At 50.0% G+C, this 20437-nt stretch carries 16 protein-coding genes; 6 read left to right on the top strand and 10 right to left on the bottom strand.

The annotated features are described in order from the left end of the window. Window positions 1-2: 2 nt before the first annotated feature. From IEV97_RS18350 to IEV97_RS18315, 8 genes are read right to left on the bottom strand one after another with little or no spacing between them, the layout of a single operon-like run. Window positions 3-1829 (bottom strand): cytochrome c oxidase subunit I, encoded by a 1827-nt coding sequence (locus tag IEV97_RS18350; RefSeq protein WP_188502950.1) that lies wholly within the window; start codon window positions 1827-1829, stop codon window positions 3-5. An 18-nt stretch (window positions 1830-1847) separates the two neighbouring features. Then, a complete protein-coding gene (locus IEV97_RS18345; RefSeq protein WP_229734027.1) occupies window positions 1848-2906 on the bottom strand; it encodes a cytochrome c oxidase subunit II in 1059 nt (352 codons plus the stop codon). A gap of 21 nt (window positions 2907-2927) precedes the next feature. Continuing rightward, window positions 2928-4214: a quinol:cytochrome C oxidoreductase gene (locus IEV97_RS18340; protein ID WP_188502949.1), complete on the bottom strand. Its 1287-nt coding sequence runs from the start codon at window positions 4212-4214 to the stop codon at window positions 2928-2930. A gap of 26 nt (window positions 4215-4240) precedes the next feature. Beyond that, the gene (locus IEV97_RS18335) at window positions 4241-4864 is read right to left on the bottom strand and encodes a c-type cytochrome (RefSeq protein WP_188502948.1); all 624 of its coding nucleotides are present in this window, start codon (window positions 4862-4864) and stop codon (window positions 4241-4243) included. Next, complete coding sequence (locus tag IEV97_RS18330) at window positions 4864-5388, bottom strand: DUF3341 domain-containing protein (protein ID WP_188502947.1); 525 nt, start codon at window positions 5386-5388, stop codon at window positions 4864-4866. Before IEV97_RS18330 ends, IEV97_RS18335 begins: the two co-directional genes overlap by 1 nt. A 2-nt stretch (window positions 5389-5390) precedes the next feature. Beyond that, window positions 5391-6809, bottom strand: a complete 1419-nt coding sequence (gene nrfD / locus IEV97_RS18325) for an NrfD/PsrC family molybdoenzyme membrane anchor subunit (protein ID WP_188502946.1) — start codon at window positions 6807-6809, stop codon at window positions 5391-5393. 20 nt (window positions 6810-6829) lie between these two features. Further along, a complete protein-coding gene (locus IEV97_RS18320) occupies window positions 6830-9832 on the bottom strand; it encodes a TAT-variant-translocated molybdopterin oxidoreductase (RefSeq protein ID WP_188502945.1) in 3003 nt (1000 codons plus the stop codon). A 38-nt stretch (window positions 9833-9870) separates the two neighbouring features. Next, window positions 9871-11103, bottom strand: coding sequence for a c-type cytochrome (locus tag IEV97_RS18315; RefSeq protein ID WP_188502944.1), 1233 nt, complete (start codon window positions 11101-11103; stop codon window positions 9871-9873). 611 nt (window positions 11104-11714) lie between these two features. On the opposite strand from IEV97_RS18315, the gene rpsF reads away from it, so the two are divergent. The 5 genes from rpsF to IEV97_RS18290 all read left to right on the top strand — a co-directional run bounded on the left by rpsF (window position 11715) and on the right by IEV97_RS18290 (window position 16058). Continuing rightward, the gene (gene rpsF / locus IEV97_RS18310) at window positions 11715-12083 is read left to right on the top strand and encodes a 30S ribosomal protein S6 (protein ID WP_188502943.1); all 369 of its coding nucleotides are present in this window, start codon (window positions 11715-11717) and stop codon (window positions 12081-12083) included. Beyond that, window positions 12083-12334, top strand: a complete 252-nt coding sequence (rpsR, locus tag IEV97_RS18305) for a 30S ribosomal protein S18 (protein WP_068838643.1) — start codon at window positions 12083-12085, stop codon at window positions 12332-12334. Before rpsF ends, rpsR begins: the two co-directional genes overlap by 1 nt. 13 nt (window positions 12335-12347) lie before the next feature. Beyond that, window positions 12348-12791 (top strand): 50S ribosomal protein L9, encoded by a 444-nt coding sequence (gene rplI / locus IEV97_RS18300; RefSeq protein ID WP_188502942.1) that lies wholly within the window; start codon window positions 12348-12350, stop codon window positions 12789-12791. A gap of 96 nt (window positions 12792-12887) precedes the next feature. Continuing rightward, complete coding sequence (locus IEV97_RS18295) at window positions 12888-13868, top strand: GSCFA domain-containing protein (protein WP_188502941.1); 981 nt, start codon at window positions 12888-12890, stop codon at window positions 13866-13868. A 123-nt stretch (window positions 13869-13991) separates the two neighbouring features. Next, entirely contained in the window at window positions 13992-16058 is a 2067-nt protein-coding gene (locus tag IEV97_RS18290; protein ID WP_188502940.1) for a thioredoxin domain-containing protein, read from the top strand. 36 nt (window positions 16059-16094) lie between these two features. On the opposite strand, the gene IEV97_RS18285 is transcribed toward IEV97_RS18290, so the two are convergent. Further along, complete coding sequence (locus IEV97_RS18285; RefSeq protein WP_188502939.1) at window positions 16095-16487, bottom strand: hypothetical protein; 393 nt, start codon at window positions 16485-16487, stop codon at window positions 16095-16097. Between the two features lie 345 nt (window positions 16488-16832). Here IEV97_RS18285 and priA point away from each other — a divergent pair, with 345 nt between their 5' ends. Further along, window positions 16833-19364 (top strand): replication restart helicase PriA, encoded by a 2532-nt coding sequence (priA, locus tag IEV97_RS18280; RefSeq protein WP_188502938.1) that lies wholly within the window; start codon window positions 16833-16835, stop codon window positions 19362-19364. Window positions 19365-20230: 866 nt separating this feature from the next. Here priA and IEV97_RS18275 read toward each other — a convergent pair. Then, window positions 20231-20413: a hypothetical protein gene (locus IEV97_RS18275; RefSeq protein ID WP_188502937.1), complete on the bottom strand. Its 183-nt coding sequence runs from the start codon at window positions 20411-20413 to the stop codon at window positions 20231-20233. Window positions 20414-20437 lie beyond the last annotated feature (24 nt).

Genomic DNA, 20437 nt, shown 5'->3' with positions numbered 1-20437 from the left:
AGCTATTCTAAATCTCTCTCGTAAGGCAGGTTTGAAGACTGCGTCTGAGAGAAAGGTACGTTCTGTGGAATATAATCCTCAGGAGCACCTGGTTTGCTATAATCGTAAGGCCATCTGTAAACAGCTGGGATCTCACCTGGCCAGTTGCCGTGCCCCGGATTAACAGGGGTCGTCCACTCCAATGTGTTAGAGTGCCATGGGTTAGCAGTAGCACGACGACCTTTGAAAATGCTGTAGACGAAGTTAAACAAGAAGATCAACTGGGCACTGAAGCCCAGGATGGCCGCAATACTGATGAAGCTGTTCAAGTCAGTAAAGGTGTTGAACGCATCAAAACCTGTCCAGGAATAATATCTTCTTGGGAAACCAGCGATACCAATGTAGTGCATTGGCATAAACACCAGGTAAGCAGACAGGAATGTCAACCAGAAATGAACGGCTCCCAGTTTCTCGTCCATCATGCGGCCGAACATCTTAGGGAACCAGTGGTAGATACCGCAGAACATACCGAAGAAGGCTGCAGCTCCCATCACAAGGTGGAAGTGAGCGATTACGAAATATGTATCGTGCAGCTGAATGTCCAGTGCAGAGTTACCCAGGATGATACCAGTCAAACCACCCGAGATGAAGAGCGATACGAAAGCAACCGCAAACATCATGGCCGTCGTGAAGCGGATATTACCTCTCCACAGGGTAGCGATCCAGTTAAACACCTTCACCGCAGACGGAACTGCAATAATGAGGGTCAGGAACATGAAGACTGATCCTAGGAACGGGTTCATACCTGTCACGAACATGTGGTGCGCCCACACTACGAACGATAGCACCGCAATACCCAACATGGAACCGATCATCGCTCTGTAACCGAAGATTGGCTTACGGGCGTTGGTGGCTATTACTTCGGAAACAATACCGAAAGTTGGAAGGATAACGATGTATACCTCTGGGTGACCAAGGAACCAGAACAAGTGCTGGAACAGGATGGCGCTACCACCAGTATTTGAAAGAGCCTCTCCTGCAATGTAGATATCAGAAAGGAAGAAGCTTGTACCGAAGCTACGGTCAAAGATCAGAAGCAGTGCAGCTGACAATAGAACCGGGAAAGAAAGCAGACCCAATATGGCAGTCAGGAAGAAAGACCAGATTGTCAAAGGCAGCTTCGTCATCGACATACCTCTTGTTCTCAGGTTGATCACAGTGGTAATGTAGTTTACACCACCCAGCAACTGCGATACAATGAACAATGCCATGCTTATCAACCATAGTGTCATACCCAGACCTGAGCCAGAGATAGCTTGTGGCAATGCACTTAGTGGCGGATAAACCGTCCAGCCACCACCGGCAGGACCCGTTTCGATAAACAGAGACCAGAACATGATCACACTTGCCAGGAAGAATACCCAGAAAGAAAGCATGTTCATGAAGCCAGACGCCATGTCGCGTGCACCGATCTGCAGCGGAATCAGGAAGTTACTGAACGTACCGCTCAGACCCGCTGTCAGTACGAAGAACACCATGATCGTACCGTGCATGGTAACGAGTGCCAGGTAAAACTCCGGATCAATTTTGCCATTCACAATCCAGTTACCCATAATAGGCTCCAGGAATGTAAAGGTAGCTTCAGGCCAACCAAGTTGTAAACGGAAGATAATAGACAGGAAACCACCAATAAAGCCCCAGAAGATGCCTGCAAAAAGGAACTGTTTTGCAATTACTTTATGGTCCTGGCTAAAGATGTACTTCTCAAAGAAGTTTTGGTCGTGATGATGATCATGCTCGTCGTGAGCATGATGTACATCCTTATTTAGAGAGATATCTGTACTCGACATTGTTGATTTTAGTTAATGCTACAACTCTGTTTTTACTTCTTCTGTACTCTTCTCCAGTACCACCTGATCTTTTGAATCTTGGGTGAACTTTGTAAGAAGCTGTGGGTTCTGCTCGATAAAAGGCGTCTGCGAAGCTAACCACTCCTCATATTCCTCAGGTTCATCAACAACTAAGATAAAACGCATCGCAAAGTGGCCACGTCCGCAGATTTCAGTACAAGCCAATTCAAAGTTGAAATCAGGGTTTCCGGTTTCGGTGCGTACTTCAGCAGTTGTTTTAGTAGGCACAAACCAGAATTTAGTCGGCATACCTGGCACGGCGTCCATTTTAACACGGAAATGCGGCAGGAACACGCTGTGAATAACGTCTCGTGAGCGAATCTTCAAATGCACGGGCTTACCTTTTGGCACATGGATCTCACGTGGCATAAAGTCGTCCATTGAGTTTGGATCACTGAAGTCGACGCCAATTTCGTTGGTAGCGTCAATGAGATGCACATTGGCTTCTCCTAATTTTCCATCTGGACCTGGGTAACGCACCAACCAGCTGAATTGCTTACCCATCACCTCTATAACCACAGAGTCGGCAGGTGCAGCACTAGTGATGTTCGTCCATGTTTTCCAACCGGCAAACACCAGGAGCGCCATCACCACAGCAGGGATCATGGTCCAAACAATCTCCAGTTTGTTATTATGCGGGTAGTAATAAGCACGCTTTTCATCCTTATGCTGGTATTTGTAAGAATACCAGAAAAGTAGAATCTGTGTGATCACGAACACAATACCGATCACAATCATCGTAGTCCAGAAAAGACTATCTGTCCAGGCACCATGTACAGAGGCAATAGGCTGATTCATATCATCCCATGCATCAGCAAAGGACCAGGCAAATGCCGCCCCTCCCACTATCAGGAAGAGGAGCATCAGAATGCTGTTTACTTTGTTACTTGTCTTGGTGGTTCCTGCAGCGCGCTGTGTCGATCCTCTGAAAATGGAGGCTAGCGTCCCGATCCTGAATAGCAGGAACAGTATTACTAGTAACAGGACGATGGATAAACCTATGGCTAACGTAATCATTGTATAATGCTTTTAGTATGACTAAACATGATGGTGAACACTCTCCTCCAGGAAAGGGTGATTTACTGGCACAAGAGAGGCTTTTGTCAACCCTTTTGTGAATGTAATCAGGAAAACTCCCAGGAAGATCAATGTGGTGCCAATCTCAATAAATCCGATACCCGCATCTGTACGCAATGTACCCGGCATCATCATCAGGTAGAAGTCCAGCCAGTGGCCAATCAGGATTGCGATTGTAACGATCTTCAACATAATCATTTGACGTTTTGCATCTCTTGTCATTAGAACAAGGAAAGGGAATGCAAAGTTAATTAAAAGATTAACGAAGAATATCCACTTGAAATGGCCGCCGTTTCCACCCAGGCGTTCGATAAAGTAAATTGACTCTTCCGGAATGTTGGCATACCATACCAGCATGAACTGAGAGAACCAGATGTATGTCCAGAAGATGGAGAAAGCGAATACGAATTTACCCAGGTCATGTAAATGGTTCGCATTTACCATTTTCAGGTAGCCGTTCTGCTTTAGTATGATCACAGCCAGCGTTATCACTGCCAGGCCAGACACCCACCAGCTGGCGAATACGTACCAGCCAAACATGGTGGAGAACCAGTGCGTGTCAATAGAAAGCACCCAGTCCCAGGCAGAAGTAGAAGAAGTCACACCGAAAACCACCAGGAACATGGCAGAGATTCTGATGCTCTTGTGGTAGTAGTTAGTGCCTCCGTTCAGGTCCTCGTTAAGAGAGTTTCTTCTCAACCAGTTGAAGAATAAGATCCACAGCACGAAGTAAGCCACCATTCTGATCAGGAAGAACCAGAAGTTCAGGTAAGGGGCCTTACCGGCGATGATCGGATCGTACTGAGGGTTCGGCGTCACACCATCCTCCAGGAACTGGTTGTACAGGTAATCGTGTGTCCAGTGGAAAATGTCATGACCACCTAAAAGGAATGTGATCAGCATCACGGCACCACCTATTGGCAGGTAGTAACCCATGGCTTCAGGTATACGCTTGATCAGAACAGACCATCCTGCGTAAGCCACATATTGTACGGCTACGAAGAACACGCCTACCAGCGCAATACCAGTAAAGTAAACGTTATTCAGCCAAAGGTTCATGTAGAGCCTTTTGGACCAATGAGCTGCCTCGTGTCCGGCGGCGGCCGCTTCACCATGCCCTTCAGCTTGGTGGCCACCGCTCAGCGCAGCTATGATTATACCGGCTATAAGCAATACAACACCTATAGCTATCATCAAGAAAAACTTATTATTCGTTTTTCTGGAAATGATGAGTCTTTCTTCTGTCATTATCCTTTTGATATTATGCCTTAGACTTAGTTAGTAGGTGTAGTACCTGTTGCTGTCGTATCTGCCGCTGCAGGAGCTGGCACTTCGCCACCCTGTAACTGCTGCACATACATCACAATTTTCCAACGCTCCGTCGGGTTAACCTGTGAACCGTGCGGTAACATACGGCCACGTCCATTTGTAATGACATGGTAGATGTGACCTTCCGGAAGAGTTGCCACCCGGCCAGCGGAGTATGAAGGAACGCCTTTGAACTTCTGACCAACAAGACCTTGTCCGTCGCCCTGATCACCATGGCAAGGAGCACAGAACCTGGTGTAAAGCACCTGTCCTTCTGCCAGATTAAGCTCATTCTTTTCCAGCGGGTTTTTCAGCTCAACTCCTGCTACTTCAGCCTCGTCTTTGGACAGGTACATGTTGTAGCCCATTTTACCGCGCGCTACTGTGCCTGGAGCCGGCTCACGCATGTTCATGCCGCCTGGGTTGTATAAGTTCTCCTTTACCTGAGAGTAAGGGTCCAGTGCCACAGAGTGATACATATCCGGAGCATACTCAAGACCTGGGTCTTTCTCATTGCTGCAGGCTACCAGCATGGCACCTGAGAATAATACGGCAGAGGCTTTGATGCCTAGTTTTAGTAAACCTTTCATTATTTTGTTACCTCCTTCTCATTTACTTCGATAGCACCGTTGGAACGAAGCAGGTTGTTAAGGGCTGAAATATCAGTTACACCTTCTTTTACCTCTATCGCCATCACATACTTGTCGTCTGTAGAGCGCTTGTCAAAAACGTTCACCTTTAGGGAAGGCTTCAGTTTAGTAACAATAAAGAAAGTGATTACCATACCGAATGCGGAGCATAGAACGGTCAGTTCGAATGTTACCGGGATGAATGCAGGTAAGGCGATGTGCGGCTTACCACCGATGATCATCGGCCAGTCGAAACCCAGCATCCAGATCTGCATCCAGAGCGCGAAAGACATTCCGAACAGACCGCAGAAGAACGCTACGATTGGAAGTCTTGAACGCTTGATACCTAATACATCATCGATTCCGTGAATTGGGTACGGCGAAAAAACTTCGTAAATTTTAGTACCGGCAGCCCGGACGTTCTCGATGGCCTGCAGCAGGACATCCTCATCATCGTAGATACCTAGAACGAATTTTTTAGTCATTGCTATGGATGTGTATTAGTGTGCGAATCCTTATTAGTACCGTGCATCGCACCATTCGGGTGGTGCTTCACTTCAGATGAAGACTTCAGAATTGATTTCACCTCAAACATGTTGATTACTGGGAAGAACTTGGCAAACAACAGGAACAGGGTGAAGAACAGACCGATCGTTCCTACATAAACACCAATGTCGATGATGGTCGGAGAGAACATAGCCCAGGAAGACGGCAGGAAGTCTCTGTGCAGTGAGGTCACGATGATTACGAATCGCTCGAACCACATACCGATGTTCACGAAGATGGAGATAATGAAAGTAGCTGTCAGGCTTCTTCTGATGCTTCTGAACCAGAAAAGCTGCGGCGTAATTACGTTACAGGTCATCATGGACCAGTAAGCCCACCAGTAAGGACCGGTAGCACGGTTGATGAAGGCATACTGCTCATACTCCACACCTGAGTACCAAGCGATGAAGAACTCTGTAATGTAAGCCACACCCACGATAGAACCGGTCAGGATGATTACCTTGTTCATGGATTCCACGTGCTCCAGTGTAATGTAATCCTCTAGTTTGAATACTTTACGCGTGATGATCATCAGCGTCAGTACCATTGCAAAACCAGAGAAGATCGCACCAGCTACGAAATATGGAGGGAAGATAGTGGTGTGCCAGCCTGGAATCACTGACGTTGCAAAGTCCATGGATACGATGGTGTGTACAGAAAGTACCAGCGGTGTACAGAGACCAGCAAGGATCAAGGAGATAGTTTCATGACGAGACCATGCTTTTGCGGAGCCAGTCCAGCCCATGGAAAGAACGGCGTAGGCTCTACGGGCAATTGGACCTGTTGCTCTGTCCCGGATGGTAGCAAAGTCAGGAATCAGGCCGATGTACCAGAAAACGAGCGAAACAGAGAAGTAAGTAGAGATCGCGAATACGTCCCAAAGGAGCGGTGAGTTAAAGTTAACCCACAGCGAGCCGAAGGTGTTTGGCAGCGGGAGTACCCAGTATGCCAGCCAGGGACGGCCCATGTGCAGAACCGGGAACATAGCGGCGCATATTACGGCGAAGATCGTCATCGCCTCTGCTGCGCGGTTAATGGAAGTTCTCCATTTCTGACGGAACAGGAGAAGGATGGCTGAGATCAGTGTACCGGCGTGACCGATACCCACCCACCACACGAAGTTGGTGATGTCCCAGGCCCAACCCACAGTTTTGTTAAGTCCCCACTCACCTATACCGTACCACAGCGTGCGGTAAGTGGAATAAATGAAAATAGCCAGACCTACAAGAGCTACAGCAAGGGCTGCGGCCCAACGTGCGTTGGGCTTGGCCTCCACCTGTCTGCAGACATCTTCAGTGACATCGTGGTATGTTTTACCCCCCGTTACCAGAGGCTCTCTTATCGGAGATACGTGCTGCATAGCGCTATCTATTTTATAAATTAAGCTAAGTTTCTAATTTTTGTCAGGTACGTCACGTTCGGCTGCGCGTTCATTTCCTCCAGTACGTGGAAGGCCCTTTCGCCTTTCTCGCGTGCCAGTGTTTTTGAGATGCGGCTTTCCGGATCCAGCATGTCACCGAAGATGATTGCATTGGTAGGGCATGACTGCGCGCAGGCTGTCACGATCTCACCGTCAACCGGTCTTCTGCTTTCACGCTTCGCTTCGAGCTTGCCTAACTGAATACGCTGTACGCAGAAAGAGCATTTCTCCATAACGCCTCTTGAACGAACCGTTACATCCGGGTTCAACACCATCTTGCCAAGGTCGTTGTTCATGTTGAAGTCGAACTTGTCGTTGTTGGCGTAAGCGAACCAGTTGAAACGACGCACTTTGTAAGGGCAGTTGTTTGCGCAGTAGCGAGTACCTACGCAACGGTTGTAAGCCATCTGGTTGAGGCCTTCTGAGCTGTGCATGGTAGCGGCAACCGGGCATACTGTCTCGCATGGAGCGTGGTTACAGTGCTGGCACATCATCGGCTGGAAGATGACACTTGGATTCTCCGCCGGATCTTCCATTGTCTTGTAATCTTTCGGCTCGTGCTCAACCGCGCTGTAGTAACGGTCTATACGCATCCAGTGCATCTCACGACGCATCAGCACTTCTTCCTTACCTACTACCGGAATATTGTTCTCAGCCTGGCAGCTTACGGTACAAGCACCGCAACCAATGCAAGAGTTCAGGTCAACGACCATACCCCAATGGTGGTTCTTGTACTCATAGTCATCCCAAAGCGAGATAGCAGAAGGTTTAGCAGGACCTTCGTGCGTAGCGATACGCACATATGTAGTTACCTCTTTCGGATTGGCCTTGTAGTTCGCCAGTGTGTTTTCCTGTACCACAATACGGTCCATGATGGTATGGTGCGTTTGTGTCTGTGCAATCTCTACTGTAGAACCTGTTTTCTCTAGCTTTACAGCACCTGTGAACAGGATGCTGTTGTCAGCTACAGTCGCTATTGGGAAAGCATTAGCGCCACGTCCTTTAGCAGTTGGCATAGAGTCCAGCTGACGGCCATAGCCCATGGCGATACCTACAGTGCCTTGTGCCTGGCCTGGCTGTACCAGCGCCGGAAGCTCCAGTGTCTTGCCATTGGCATAAGTTACTTTCAGCACGTTACCTTGAGAAACACCCATCTCCTCAGCCATCTTGCGTGGCATCGTAATGTAGTTGTCCCAGGTTGCTTTCGTAATCGGGTCAGCCATTTCCTGCAACCATGGGTTGTTGGATTCTGAACCTGTACCGATACCCACTTTTTCATAAACTACAGCCTCTATACTACCACCAGCAACAGCTCTAGGGGCTCTGCCTGCAGCATCGGCAGCAGTCATCGTGCTGGCATTAGCCGGGCTCAGGGCCAGCATGCTGGTTCCATTCTCCAGTACACCGTCGTGAACGACTTTCTCCCACTGCGCATCAGTACCTGCTGCGCCTTTCTTCCAGTTATTGCGGATGTAATCGTAGAATGTCGTTTTGTTACCGCTCCAAGTCAGCAAGCTGTCCTGTGCCTGGCGCGTCATGAAGATTGGGCTGATCACTGGCTGTGCCAGGCTCAGGAAGCCTCTTTTCGGCTCGTAGTCGTTCCAGGACTCCAGGTAGTGGCTGTCCGGTGCTACGTAGTCTGCAAGCGCGGCAGTCTCTTCTACTCTATCGGCAAAAGAAACTTTCAGGGCCACTTTCGCTAAACCGGTCTTCACGCGGTCTGCCAGCGGATGGTCATAAACAGGGTTGGCATTGTAGAAGAACACTGCACCTACGCTACCATTGTTCATTTCCTCGATCAGACGCAGCATCTGGGCATCGTTACCCTGCTTCACCAGGTATGGAGAAGCGGTATCGATGGTTGTGCCCTCTGCACCGATCGTTTTGTTAATAGCTGTTACCAGTGTTTGTACAGCTGGGTCGTTAGAGCCGGATACTACCAAAGCGCGGCCGTTGTTGGCACGCAGGTCTCTAATAGCGTTCTCTAGGGCCTTCTTGTCAACGTTAGCTGGAGCGTTTACACCCTGACCAGACAGGCCATTGTAAATCGCTGTCGCGATCGCCAGCTCTTCGGACGGCTTGATAGGAACACGCACGTCAGCGTTGGCACCTGTAAGCGACATGATCGTCTCAAACTGGTAGTGACGAGACATGTCGGAGTTCTCAGCCGTGATTTTTCTTTTCTGAATGTACTGGCTTGCAAATGGAATTGGAGCAACCCATGTTCCCAGGAAGTCAGCGCTGATGCCTACAATAATGTTGGCTTTGCTGAAGTCGTAGCCGGGTACAACACCACCATTGGCGCCGATCAGGGCTGAAGCCGAGTTCGGATCGTAGGTTACGTGCTCAAAGCTACCAAGTCCTGCGCCGAACTCATTGATCAGTTGCTTGGTGGATGGGCTGATTACAGTAGAGGAAACAAAAGCAACTTTGCCGTTTACTCTGGCAAGTGCTGAGCGGATTTCGCTGTCAACCTGCTCCCACTTAGCCTCTTTGCCTTTGATAAGCGGCGTACGAAGTCTGTTATTATCGTACAGGCTTAGCACAGAAGCCTGCGCCTTCGGGCTTGTACCCATCGGCGTAAGCGTTGAGCTAGGGTTTGGCTCTACTTTAATAGGACGACCTTCGCGTGTCTTTACAAGGATGCTGTTGAAGTCGCCGTTGTTGAAATAAGTAGAAGCGTACCAGTTTGCTACGCCAGGCTCCACATCAACCGGTTTGTTCAGGTATGGGATGGCCTTTCTTACAGGGGCCTCGCATGAGGCCAATGTAGCGGCAGCCAGGCCAAAGCCCAGCAGTTTCAGGAAGTCTCTGCGCGGAGCTGCCAAACCTGTGGATGCGCTCTCGCCTCTGGCTTCGTTTATCGGCAGGAATTCTGGAAACTCATTGTGAGCATGTTTCGCGAATTCAGGAGTATTCTCAAGCTCCTCTATTCCTTTCCAGTATTTTATTCTGTCTTGCATGTTATATCTAGAAAACTCGAACCCTTAATTATAACTGATTAATAGTGGCACTTAGAACACTCTGCACCACCGTTTGACGACACTGTGAAGGCACTCTTCGTAGTTGACTCGTGCAGTTTCACCAGATTGTCATAATAGGCATTTCCTTCTGTGTTAAGAGGAGTTTCGCGGTGACAGTCGATACACCAGGCCATTGTGAGCGGTGCGTACTGAGACACTACTTCCATTTCCTGAATAGGACCGTGACAGGTCTGGCACTCTACGCCACCCACCTGCGTGTGCTGAGAGTGGTTAAAGTACGCCAGGTCAGGCAGGTTGTGGATACGCACCCATTCAATTGGCTTATTACGCTCAATCGCTTTGTAAATCTTCTGAATTTCAGGCGACTCTGCTTTGATCTGGCTATGGCAGTTCATACAGATGTTAGCCGAAGGGATACTGGCGCTCTTGCTCTCGTATACTGTTGTGTGGCAATAGTTACAGTCGATCTGGTGTTCACCAGCGTGCAGTTTGTGTGAGAAGGCAATTGGCTGCGTAGGAGCATATCCCTGCTGTATACCAATACCCATCGCTTTGTCCAGCGTCAGGTCGATGAGCACTACCACGAAGATAAGCACCACCAACGTTCTTACGGCCTTGGACTTGTATATCTTAGAGAAATCGAAGCGCTGGTTTACGATTTCATTGTCGTATTCATCCAGCTGTTTGTTCTTGTTCAGGTAGTTTTTCAGTACCGATGTGATCAAAAGAAGCGTCACAACCAGCACGATCAACACTACGATCAGCACTACCAGTATAATATCCAGATAACCTCCAACTGCACCGATAGCATCTGTACCCACGTTTTCACCTGGAGCGGCAGCGGCTGTAGCGCCGGCGGCAGGAGCCTCGGCAGCGGCAGACTCAGCAGACTTGATGTAGGTCAGGATAGACACAATCTCCTCGTCTGAGAAAGCGAAGGAAGGCATCGCCTGCTTGTTGAACTGGTTGTAAATAGCCACAGCGTCCTTATCGCCGGAAGCGATCAAAGCCTGCGAGTTTTTGATCCAGCTGAGTAGCCAGGGCTGCGTTCTGCGTTCGTTTACACCCTTCATACCAGGGCCAACCACTACATCGCTTCCCACAGAGTGGCAAACCACGCAGTTGTTCTTATACAGGGACTCGCCTGCACTTACAATACCTGCATCATCAACAGGCAGACTTGCGCCTTGTGCAAACCCTGTAGTCGACACTCCGAAAGAGGCCGCCAGGGTAAACAAGAAGGCAATCAAGAATTTGGTTTTTGCTCTTTGTATACAGCTAATCATAGCCAGGACGCTTGTGTTTAGTATAATGGTGAATTTACTTTACGGGCACAAATCTACTACCTGAAACCCATTAATCAAATATTATGTGCTTATTTTTACCCCTATAGACAATATCCCCTTAAGTACAATCACTTAGGGAACACTTTCTGCTTTTTTTTAACGGAATCGGCTATTTTATTTAAAATTATTCTAAATAAGCACGTGAATGCTCAGTGTTTTCTGCACAAAATTATCCACTTTCATCTTGCTTTAACCCCCTGCACGGACGCACCCACACTTGAACTTATAAAATCCTGATTTTGTTGTCGTTAGCTTCTTTTTATTTTTGGCACCGTTTTTTTGGTTGCCACACTCGCGCCCACCGATTTTTTGCACTCTTTATTATATATATAGAAACCGCGGAATTATGAAGCGCATCCGCTATCTGGTGTTATCATCAGTAGAGCAACCCTCCAATGCTGAAGCCCTGTAGCCTACCCTCTGAAGGATCACGCATTTATTTTGGTGCAAGTTTTTGGAATACAGAATCATTGGCGTATATTTGCACCCTAAAACAAAAAAATTCTCATAACCAAATGGAATTAAAAAATTACGAAACGGTCTTCATTCTGACGCCTCTGTTGAACGAGACGCAGATGCAGGAAACGGTCGAGAAGTTCAGACAGGTGCTTAAGGAAAATAGCGCCGACATTATCCACGAAGAGAACTGGGGCCTGCGTAAGCTTGCTTACCCAATCCAGAAGAAATCTACTGGTTTCTACCACCTCATCGAGTTTATGGCCCCTACTTCTGTAGTAGACGTGCTTGAGCTGGCTTATCGCCGCGACGAAAAAGTTGTTCGCTTCCTGACCACTGCACTTGATAAGCATGCTATTGCTTATAACGAGCGCAGAAGAAAAGGTGAATTCAAATCACAGGCTAAAAAAGAGGAGGTTAAAGCATAATGAGCCTAGTTAACGAAAGAGTACACAAACAAGAAAATCGTCAGAAATACTGCCGCTTCAAAAAGAGCGGTATCAAGTATATCGACTATAAGGACGGCAACTTCCTGCTTAAGTTTGTAAACGAGCAGGGCAAGATCCTTCCAAGAAGATTGACAGGCACCAGCCTGAAGTTCCAGCGTAAAGTTGCCCAGGCTGTTGCCCGCGCACGTCACCTGGCTATCTTACCTTATGTAACTGATTCTTTAAAATAAGGAGGGAACGAACATGGAAGTAATACTTAAAGATGACGTTAAGAACCTTGGTTACAAGAACGATATCGTTACTGTAAAGCCAGGATATGGCCGTAACTACCTGATCCCACAGGGTCTGGCAGTGCTGGCTGACAAAACCAACAAGAAGATCGTAGCTGAGAACGTGCGTCAGGCTGCCCACAAACTGGAGAAAATCCAGAGCGATGCGCAGGAACTGGCCAACAAGATCGGTGATATCACACTGGAAATCCCTGCTAAGGTAGGTGAGACCGGTAAGATCTTCGGTTCTGTTACCACTAACCAGCTTTCTGAGGCCCTTAAGGCTAAAGGTCACGATGTAGACCGCAAGCGCATTTCTTTCGATCAGGACGTGAAAACAGCTGGTGAGTACACTGCCACGCTGAACCTGCACAAAGAAGTGAAGCACCAGATCCGCTTCAATGTAGTAGCTGAGTAATCTTAGCCGCTACCAAGCATACAAAGCGCCCTGCCCTAAAAGCAGGGCGCTTTTTTTATTTCCCGCTTCGGGTTAATTTGCGCTATACCTATACCTATGTTCCGGACTGAACTCAACATACCTGCCAGTGGCCTTGACCTGAGTCTGGCGAGTGGCATCGTGACCATTGGTTCCTGCTTTGCCGAGGTAATTGGCCGCAAGCTGCAGGAAAACAAGGCGCAGGTATTAGTGAACCCTTTCGGAACGATCTTTAACCCGCTATCCGTAGGCAAGCTGCTTCGGGCCTCCATCGGCGACTCACATCCGATTGCTGATAACCTGGTGCAACACCAGAACATCTGGTATGGCTATGACCTGCACTCCTCCCTCTCCTCCCCTTCCCGCGATACCTTGCTGCAGAACATCGAAGAGCGGCTTTTTCTGACCCACCATACCTTGCAGCAGGCCAACCTACTGGTCATGACGCTCGGCACGGCGGTGGGTTACCGTTTGCAGAGCTCCGGCGAGGTAGTGGCCAACTGTCATAAACTGCCCGCCCGCCAGTTTAGCCGCGAACTCCTCTCCTTTGACATCTTGCGTGCCGATATGCAGCAGACCTTAGAGGAACTGTGGCGCTTCAACCCCGCACTGCAGGTCTTGCTCACGGTAAGCCCCGTGCGCCACATCAAGGAAACGATTGAGGTAAACAGCGTCAGCAAATCCATTTTGCGGCTCCTATGCCATGAAATTACTACTAACAACAGGCAGGCGCACTACTTTCCCGCCTTCGAGATCATGATGGACGACTTGCGCGACTACCGTTTCTATGGACGTGACATGGTGCACCCGACGGAAGTGGCAGAGGATTACATCTGGAACAAGTTTGTGAACACCTACCTGGGCGAGGATTTCAGGGGTTTTCTGACAGTGTGGGAGAAAATGCGACGGGCCATTGCCCACCGGCCCTTTCATCCCGGGTCTGATGCACACCAAAGCTTCCTGAAAACCACCCTCCAACAGCTACAGCAGCTCGCTGACAGGTATAAACTGGATGTTTCAGAAGAAGAAAAGGCCCTGAAGCAACAGCTGGTTAAGTAAATTCAGGTATAGCTCATTGCTTCTCTACTGCTCTCTTAATTCTTCCGAACAGCCCGTCGTCAACATACTTTTACCTGCCTTGTCCGTAGGTATAGAGTTCCAGAAGCCCGCAACACGACGACCATGGCCCAAAACAAGAAGACACCGAACAAACTGATCAACGAAAGCAGCCCTTACCTGTTGCAGCACGCCTACAACCCGGTGGACTGGTACCCGTGGGGAGAGGAAGCTTTGCAAAAGGCCAGACAGGAGGACAAACCTATATTGGTGAGTATTGGCTACGCGGCCTGCCATTGGTGCCACGTCATGGAGCATCAGTCGTTTGAGAACGAAAAGATTGCCAGCGTCATGAACGAGCATTTTGTGTGCATCAAGGTGGACCGGGAGGAGCGACCGGATGTGGATGCCGTGCACATGGAAGCTTTGCAGGCCATGGGTGTGCAGGGAGGCTGGCCGCTGAATGTCTTCCTGAACTCGGAGGCCAAGCCGTTTTATGGCGGCACCTACTTCACACCCCAACAGTGGGTAAAACTCCTCCTTAACATCGCGGAAGCCTACGCGAAGGACAGGCAGAAACTCGACCAATCGGCGGAGCAGTTCGTGAAGCACCTCAACCTGAGCGAACTGAAAAGATTCGGGATTCAGCAAAGCCAGACGGAAGTGAGTGAAGAGGAGTTTGAGGAGCTATACCGCAACCTGGCCCGGCAGTTCGACAAGAAGCACGGCGGCTTTGGTGCTGCCCCCAAGTTTCCGATGCCAGCCAATCTGCTGTTTTTGCTACGCTATTACGCCCACACCGAAAATGCAGCCGCCCTGAAACACATCAACCTCACGCTACACGAGATGGCTTATGGCGGCATTTACGACCAGATCGGAGGCGGATTTGCCCGTTATTCTGTCGATGAAAAATGGCTGGCACCGCACTTTGAGAAGATGCTCTACGACAACGGGCAGCTGATCAGTTTATACGCAGAAGCGTATCTGCTCACAAAAGAAACACTTTACAAAGACGTGGTACACGAAACGATCGCGTTTGCGGAGCGTGAGCTGATGAGCGAAGAAGGCGGCTTTTACTCGTCGCTCGATGCAGACAGCGAAGGCGTGGAGGGCAAGTTCTATGTATTCACCCGTCAGGAACTGCAGGACCTGTTCGGGGCAGAAGAGCCCATCCTGTCGAAATACTACCACGTGACCACGACCGGTAATTTTGAGCATGGGCAGAACATCCTGCACCGCCGCATTAGCGATGCGCATTTTGCCAAGGAAAACGAGCTGGAACTGGAGGTGCTGGAGGAGATGGTGAAGACCTGGAAAGACAAGCTGATGGAAGTCCGGTCACAGCGCATTCGTCCGGGTCTGGACGAAAAGATCCTTTGCTCGTGGAACGCCATCATGCTCAAAGGCCTGGCAGATGCCTACTATACCTTCGGCAACAAGCGCTTCCTGCACCTGGCCGTCCGCAATGCAGACTTTATACTCCGGCACTTCAAGCAGGGCGATAGGCTATACCATAATTATAAGGAAGGAAAGGCTTCCATAGACGGTTTTCTGGAAGACTATGCCTTGCTGATCCGAGCACTGATCCGGGTATACGAGATCACATTTGACGAAAAATACCTGCAGGAGGCCAGGCAGCTGACGGACTATACCTTGGCTAACTTCCTGGATGAACAGGAGCAATTGTTCTTCTTCACAGACCAGAGCGCAGAAAAGCTGGTGGCCCGCAAAAAAGAGCTACTCGACAATGTGATTCCGTCCTCCAACTCGGTGATGGCCACCAACCTATACCTGCTGGGGCTTTACTTTGATGAGGAGCGTTACCAGCAACTTGCAGATGCCATGCTCGCGCAGGTGAAAGAGCTTGTGGTGAGAGAACCCGGCCACATGGGCAACTGGGCCACTCTGTATTACCACAAGCTGCAGCCCACCGCCGAGGTGGCCATTGTGGGGCATCAGGCACCGGAGATGCGCTCCGAGCTCAGCTCGTTTTACATCCCCAACATGCTGCTGGCTGGCACTGAAGGCCAAAGTGAGCTGCCCTTACTACAGGATCGCAGCGCCATAAACGGCAAAACCACCGTTTATGTATGCTATAACAGGACCTGTCAGCTACCGGTGCAAACGGCTGCCGAGGCACTCGAGCAGTTGCAAAACCGCACTGGCCAAAATCCCAATTTCCCGGCCCTCTAACTTTGCCGCCTCGACCACCCGTAGGGAACAGTATACCTACAACTTGCGCACCAGTAAACCGGCGTAATGCTTTCTGTAGTGGAAAAGCAGCAGCCCAAGGAGGAGCATCACCACGATGCCATTGATCAGAAGCGATGGGTCAGCAAATAAGTGAAAAAGAAGAATATTTACCCCTAGTGGCAGCAAAACAAGCAGGGCCAGCAACACATAGCGGTTTGCCAGCAGCATTACACCTGCCACGAGCTCCAGCGCTTTTAGAGGTATAAACACGAAAGGCGTGCTCACCAGCACCTGCATGAAAGGCACGTGCAGCGAGGTGGCGCCGATCGGATCGATGTCAAACAAGAAGAGGAAGCCGTTGAGCCCGGCAAAGGTGAAGATGGCGCCCAGCAGCACCCGGGCAATCGTGATCATAGCAGTTGTCTTCATAAAAGAGTCTTATTGTTTCTCGTTATGCTCTGTGCATCTCTTATGTAGCCGCTTCTCCAGCACATCTTTCAAATTGTCCTCAAGCCCCTCTCCCAGCAAGGAACCGACTAGTAACCAATATTAAGGAGAAAAAGAGAAACCGCCTAGGAATGCAGGCACAAAGCACACCATGCCAGACATGTATAAGCATACCGCCATACCTTTCCAAAGAGCCAGGTTTGTTTTGATGCAGGCACCAAGGCAAAAGCTATACCCCATGAAAAAGTGAGTTAACGGGTATGGCTATACTTTCGGGATTTACACGCTTTTTTGCGACCTTTGCATGTACAACCTATACCTGCGCCCTTGTCTGAGTTACTCAATTTCAATTACCCACCGGAGCCGGCCGTGGACCGCGTCACGCTTTTTGCCGACGTGATCCTGCCCCTGCCGCTCCCGAAGCTGTATACCTACCGCATCCCCTTCGAGATGAACGACGAGGTGCTGGTGGGCGCACGGGTAATTGTGCAGTTCGGCGCCAAGCGGGTACTCAGCTGCATCGTGGCCGATATCCACGAAAACGCTCCTGCAGACTACCAGGCCAAGTATATTCTGGATGTGCTGGATGATAAGCCGATCGTAACGGCCCCACAGCTCAAGCTTTTCCGCTGGATTGCCGACTACTACATGTGCACCATCGGTGAGGTGATCAATGCGGCCCTGCCCTCGGCGCTCAAACTCAGCAGCGAGTCGCGCATACAGCTGCACCCGCACTTCAACCCCGAAGAAGACGACATCCCGTTGGCGTCGCAGGAAGTCAAAATCATCTACGCCCTGCAGCAAAACCCCGCCCTTACCTTTACGGAAGTGGGCAACCTGCTGCAGCTGAAGAGTTATCACAAGTACATCAAATCCCTAATCCAGAAAGAGGCGATCATCATATTTGAGCAGGTGAGCGACCGCTTTTCGCCTAAAGTGGTCAAGAAGATTCGCCTGACGGAGCATTTCGTACAGGAGGAAGGTATGCTGGAGGAGCTCTTCAACCAGCTGGCCACCAAGCCCAAGCAGCTCGACATTCTGCTCAACTACCTGCAAAAGGTACCAGTGCACCAGAACATCCACCTCAACAGTGCAGGTATAGAGAAGAGTGTGCTGGCCAATAACCCGCACCTTTCCAAATCCTCCATCGACTCGCTGATCAAAAAAGGCGTGTTCGAGCAGTTTGACCAGATCATTTCGCGATTCCCCGTTGACAACACGGTGTCGCTGCAGCCCATGAAGCTGTCGGAACACCAGGAACAGGCCAAAGACGAAATACTGGGCCTCTTCAAAGAGAAAGACACCGTGCTGCTGCATGGCGTGACGGGAAGTGGCAAGACAGAGGTATACATCGACCTGATCAAGCATGCGCTGGAGGCTGGCGGGCAGGTGCTATACCTGCTACCCGAAATTGCGCTCACGGCCCAGATCGTAACCCGTCTGATCAAAGTGTTTGGCGATAAGCTGGGAATCTACCACTCCAAGTTCTCCGACAACGAGCGGGCAGAGGTATGGCAGGGCGTGCTTTCGGGTCGTTTTCAAATGGTGGTGGGCGTACGTTCGGCGGTGTTCCTGCCTTTCCATAACCTGTCGCTGGTGATAGTAGATGAGGAGCATGAGCCCAGCTACAAGCAATACGAACCAGCCCCCCGGTATAACGCCCGCGAAACGGCCCTGATGATGGCGCACCTGCAGGGGGCAAAAACCCTGCTCGGCTCTGCCACGCCTTCCATCGAGACCTACTACAACTGCAAGACCGACCGCTGGGGCCTGGTGAACATGCACAAGCGCTTCGGTGAGGCGCAGATGCCTACCATCGAATTGATAAACGTGCGGGAAGAGCAGCAGCGGAAGAACATGCACAACCACTTTTCGGGCAAACTGGTGACGGCCATCGAAGAGCGGCTGGCACGAAACGAGCAGGTGATCCTGTTCCAGAACCGCCGCGGCTACGCGCCTTTCATCAGCTGCGACGAATGCTCCTGGATTCCCAAGTGCCAGCATTGTGCCGTGAGCCTCTCCTACCACAAGTATAACAACGAGCTGCGCTGTCACTACTGCGGCTACCACGAGCGCATGCCGCACGACTGCCCCGCTTGCGGCGCAACTACGCTCCGGAGCATGGGCTTCGGCACCGAAAAGGTGGAGGACGACCTGAAACTGATGCTGCCTAACGCCGAGGTACAGCGCATGGACCTGGACACGACCAAGAAGAAAAACAGCTACCAGCAAATCATCGCCGACTTTGAGAGTGGCAAAACCAATGTGCTGATCGGCACCCAGATGGTCACCAAGGGTTTGGACTTCGAGAATGTAAGTCTGGTAGGTATACTCAACGCCGACAGCATCATCCACTTCCCTGATTTCCGGGCACACGAGCGGGCCTATCAGCTGTTTGTGCAGGTGAGCGGGCGCGCCGGTCGCAAAGGCAAGCCTGGCACGGTACTGATCCAAACCCGCGACCCGCTGCAGCCGATCTTCCGGAAGGTGCATAGTAACGACTATACCTCGCTTTACGAGCATGAGATCGAGGAACGCATGCGCTTCGGCTACCCGCCTTTCGCCCGCATGATCCGCATCACGGTGAAGCACCCTGACGAAAAAATATCCGAAAATGCCGCCATCGTGCTGGCCAAGGATCTGACGGATCAGCTAGGTACGCAACTGGTGCTCGGGCCGGAAGTGCCGTACATTTTCAAGATCCGGAATCTTTTCCTGAACGAGATCCATGTGAAGCTCCCGCGTGAGAATGTGAACCTTCGCGCCGCCAAACAGGCCATCTCCAAGGTGATACAGCAGCTGTACCTGTTGCCCGATTTTAAGGGGATACGGGTAGTTGCGGATGTGGATCCGGCTTGATTTGATGCTAGCTTAATTCTGGTTTTTGTAGGTATAGCCAGGGCTTTTTGCCTGGCCGGCGTGGCTGGTTCGTAGGTATAGCAAATGATTTTGTTTCATTGCTTCGCCTGTGCAGCGGGCACCGTATACCCTGGCCGGGCGGGCCTTACTTTTTTCCTTGATGAAAAAAGTAAGCAAAAAAATCAAGACTCCCCAAACTCGCTGAACGCTCAAACAGTGGGTAGTCGTTTTGTGCACCGTGCACCGCTTTCTGCTTTGTAGCCCAAGTGCAAGTAAGTCTTGCTATACCTGCCAGTGGTCCGTGATACTCTCATCAGGGATTATACCTGATACAGGTAATGGCTGAACTCCCCCTTTGAAGGGGGTAGGGGGATGTCGATCATGCACATGAAACTGCAGCTACAAAGCTACACCATTGAACTAGCGGTTACAGACTCCCCTCCTTGGATAAGGAGGGGCAGGGGTGGTTGGACCCGGTACCGCAATGAAGCTGCTGTAGCTACAAAGCTATACCCTGCAAGAGCAGTAGCAGGAACTCCCCTCTGGGGGTAGGGGCCCTCGAAAAAAGGAGGAGCTAGGGGAGGTAATTCACCTCAGGGGTAGCGACCCTTGCCAAAAAAGTCCCTAGCTACTGCCCCCTCTCCTTTCTGAGCTTCACCCGAAACACCAGAAAATCAGTGCAATTTTTTTCTGGCAAAACTTCTCCTAACGAAGCATGCTAAAAATTATTTCGCTTTTCCGGAGCAATCGTAACCCTATCAAAAACAGGGGCGTATAATGAGTACCTTTGGCTAAAAGTTGAAAGCCTGAAAGTTGAGAATGTCTGCCAAGATATTTTTTAATTTTCAGGCTTTTCTCTTTTTAGCCTATTCCTGCGGTGTGTTCTTGGTCAGTATCACTACATACATAATCCCAAAGGCCAGAAAAGCAACCAGGATAAAGACATCTATCCATTCGTACTCTCCCTGCCATATCTGCCAGCCTTTTACCCCTGCAAATACAAAGCAGGCGATGGCGAGCAAAATTCTGAATAATCGTCGGTTAGCCATATGTGTCAATTAAGGTGCAAATTA

The sequence above is a fragment of the Pontibacter amylolyticus genome, assembly GCF_014638845.1.
Classification (GTDB): domain Bacteria; phylum Bacteroidota; class Bacteroidia; order Cytophagales; family Hymenobacteraceae; genus Pontibacter; species Pontibacter amylolyticus.
The sequence above is the reverse complement of the archived record's forward strand: the minus strand, read 5'-3'. Positions and strand labels throughout refer to the sequence as shown.

Coding starts and splice junctions, on each gene's coding strand:
- IEV97_RS18350 (WP_188502950.1), bottom strand. CDS start 1,829: ATGTCGAGTACAGATATCTCTCTAAATAAGGATGTACATCATGCTCAC.
- IEV97_RS18345 (WP_229734027.1), bottom strand. CDS start 2,906: ATGATTACGTTAGCCATAGGTTTATCCATCGTCCTGTTACTAGTAATA.
- IEV97_RS18340 (WP_188502949.1), bottom strand. CDS start 4,214: ATGACAGAAGAAAGACTCATCATTTCCAGAAAAACGAATAATAAGTTT.
- IEV97_RS18335 (WP_188502948.1), bottom strand. CDS start 4,864: ATGAAAGGTTTACTAAAACTAGGCATCAAAGCCTCTGCCGTATTATTC.
- IEV97_RS18330 (WP_188502947.1), bottom strand. CDS start 5,388: ATGACTAAAAAATTCGTTCTAGGTATCTACGATGATGAGGATGTCCTG.
- nrfD (WP_188502946.1), bottom strand. CDS start 6,809: ATGCAGCACGTATCTCCGATAAGAGAGCCTCTGGTAACGGGGGGTAAA.
- IEV97_RS18320 (WP_188502945.1), bottom strand. CDS start 9,832: ATGCAAGACAGAATAAAATACTGGAAAGGAATAGAGGAGCTTGAGAAT.
- rpsF (WP_188502943.1), top strand. CDS start 11,715: ATGGAATTAAAAAATTACGAAACGGTCTTCATTCTGACGCCTCTGTTG.
- rpsR (WP_068838643.1), top strand. CDS start 12,083: ATGAGCCTAGTTAACGAAAGAGTACACAAACAAGAAAATCGTCAGAAA.
- rplI (WP_188502942.1), top strand. CDS start 12,348: ATGGAAGTAATACTTAAAGATGACGTTAAGAACCTTGGTTACAAGAAC.
- IEV97_RS18295 (WP_188502941.1), top strand. CDS start 12,888: ATGTTCCGGACTGAACTCAACATACCTGCCAGTGGCCTTGACCTGAGT.
- IEV97_RS18290 (WP_188502940.1), top strand. CDS start 13,992: ATGGCCCAAAACAAGAAGACACCGAACAAACTGATCAACGAAAGCAGC.
- IEV97_RS18285 (WP_188502939.1), bottom strand. CDS start 16,487: ATGAAGACAACTGCTATGATCACGATTGCCCGGGTGCTGCTGGGCGCC.
- IEV97_RS18275 (WP_188502937.1), bottom strand. CDS start 20,413: ATGGCTAACCGACGATTATTCAGAATTTTGCTCGCCATCGCCTGCTTT.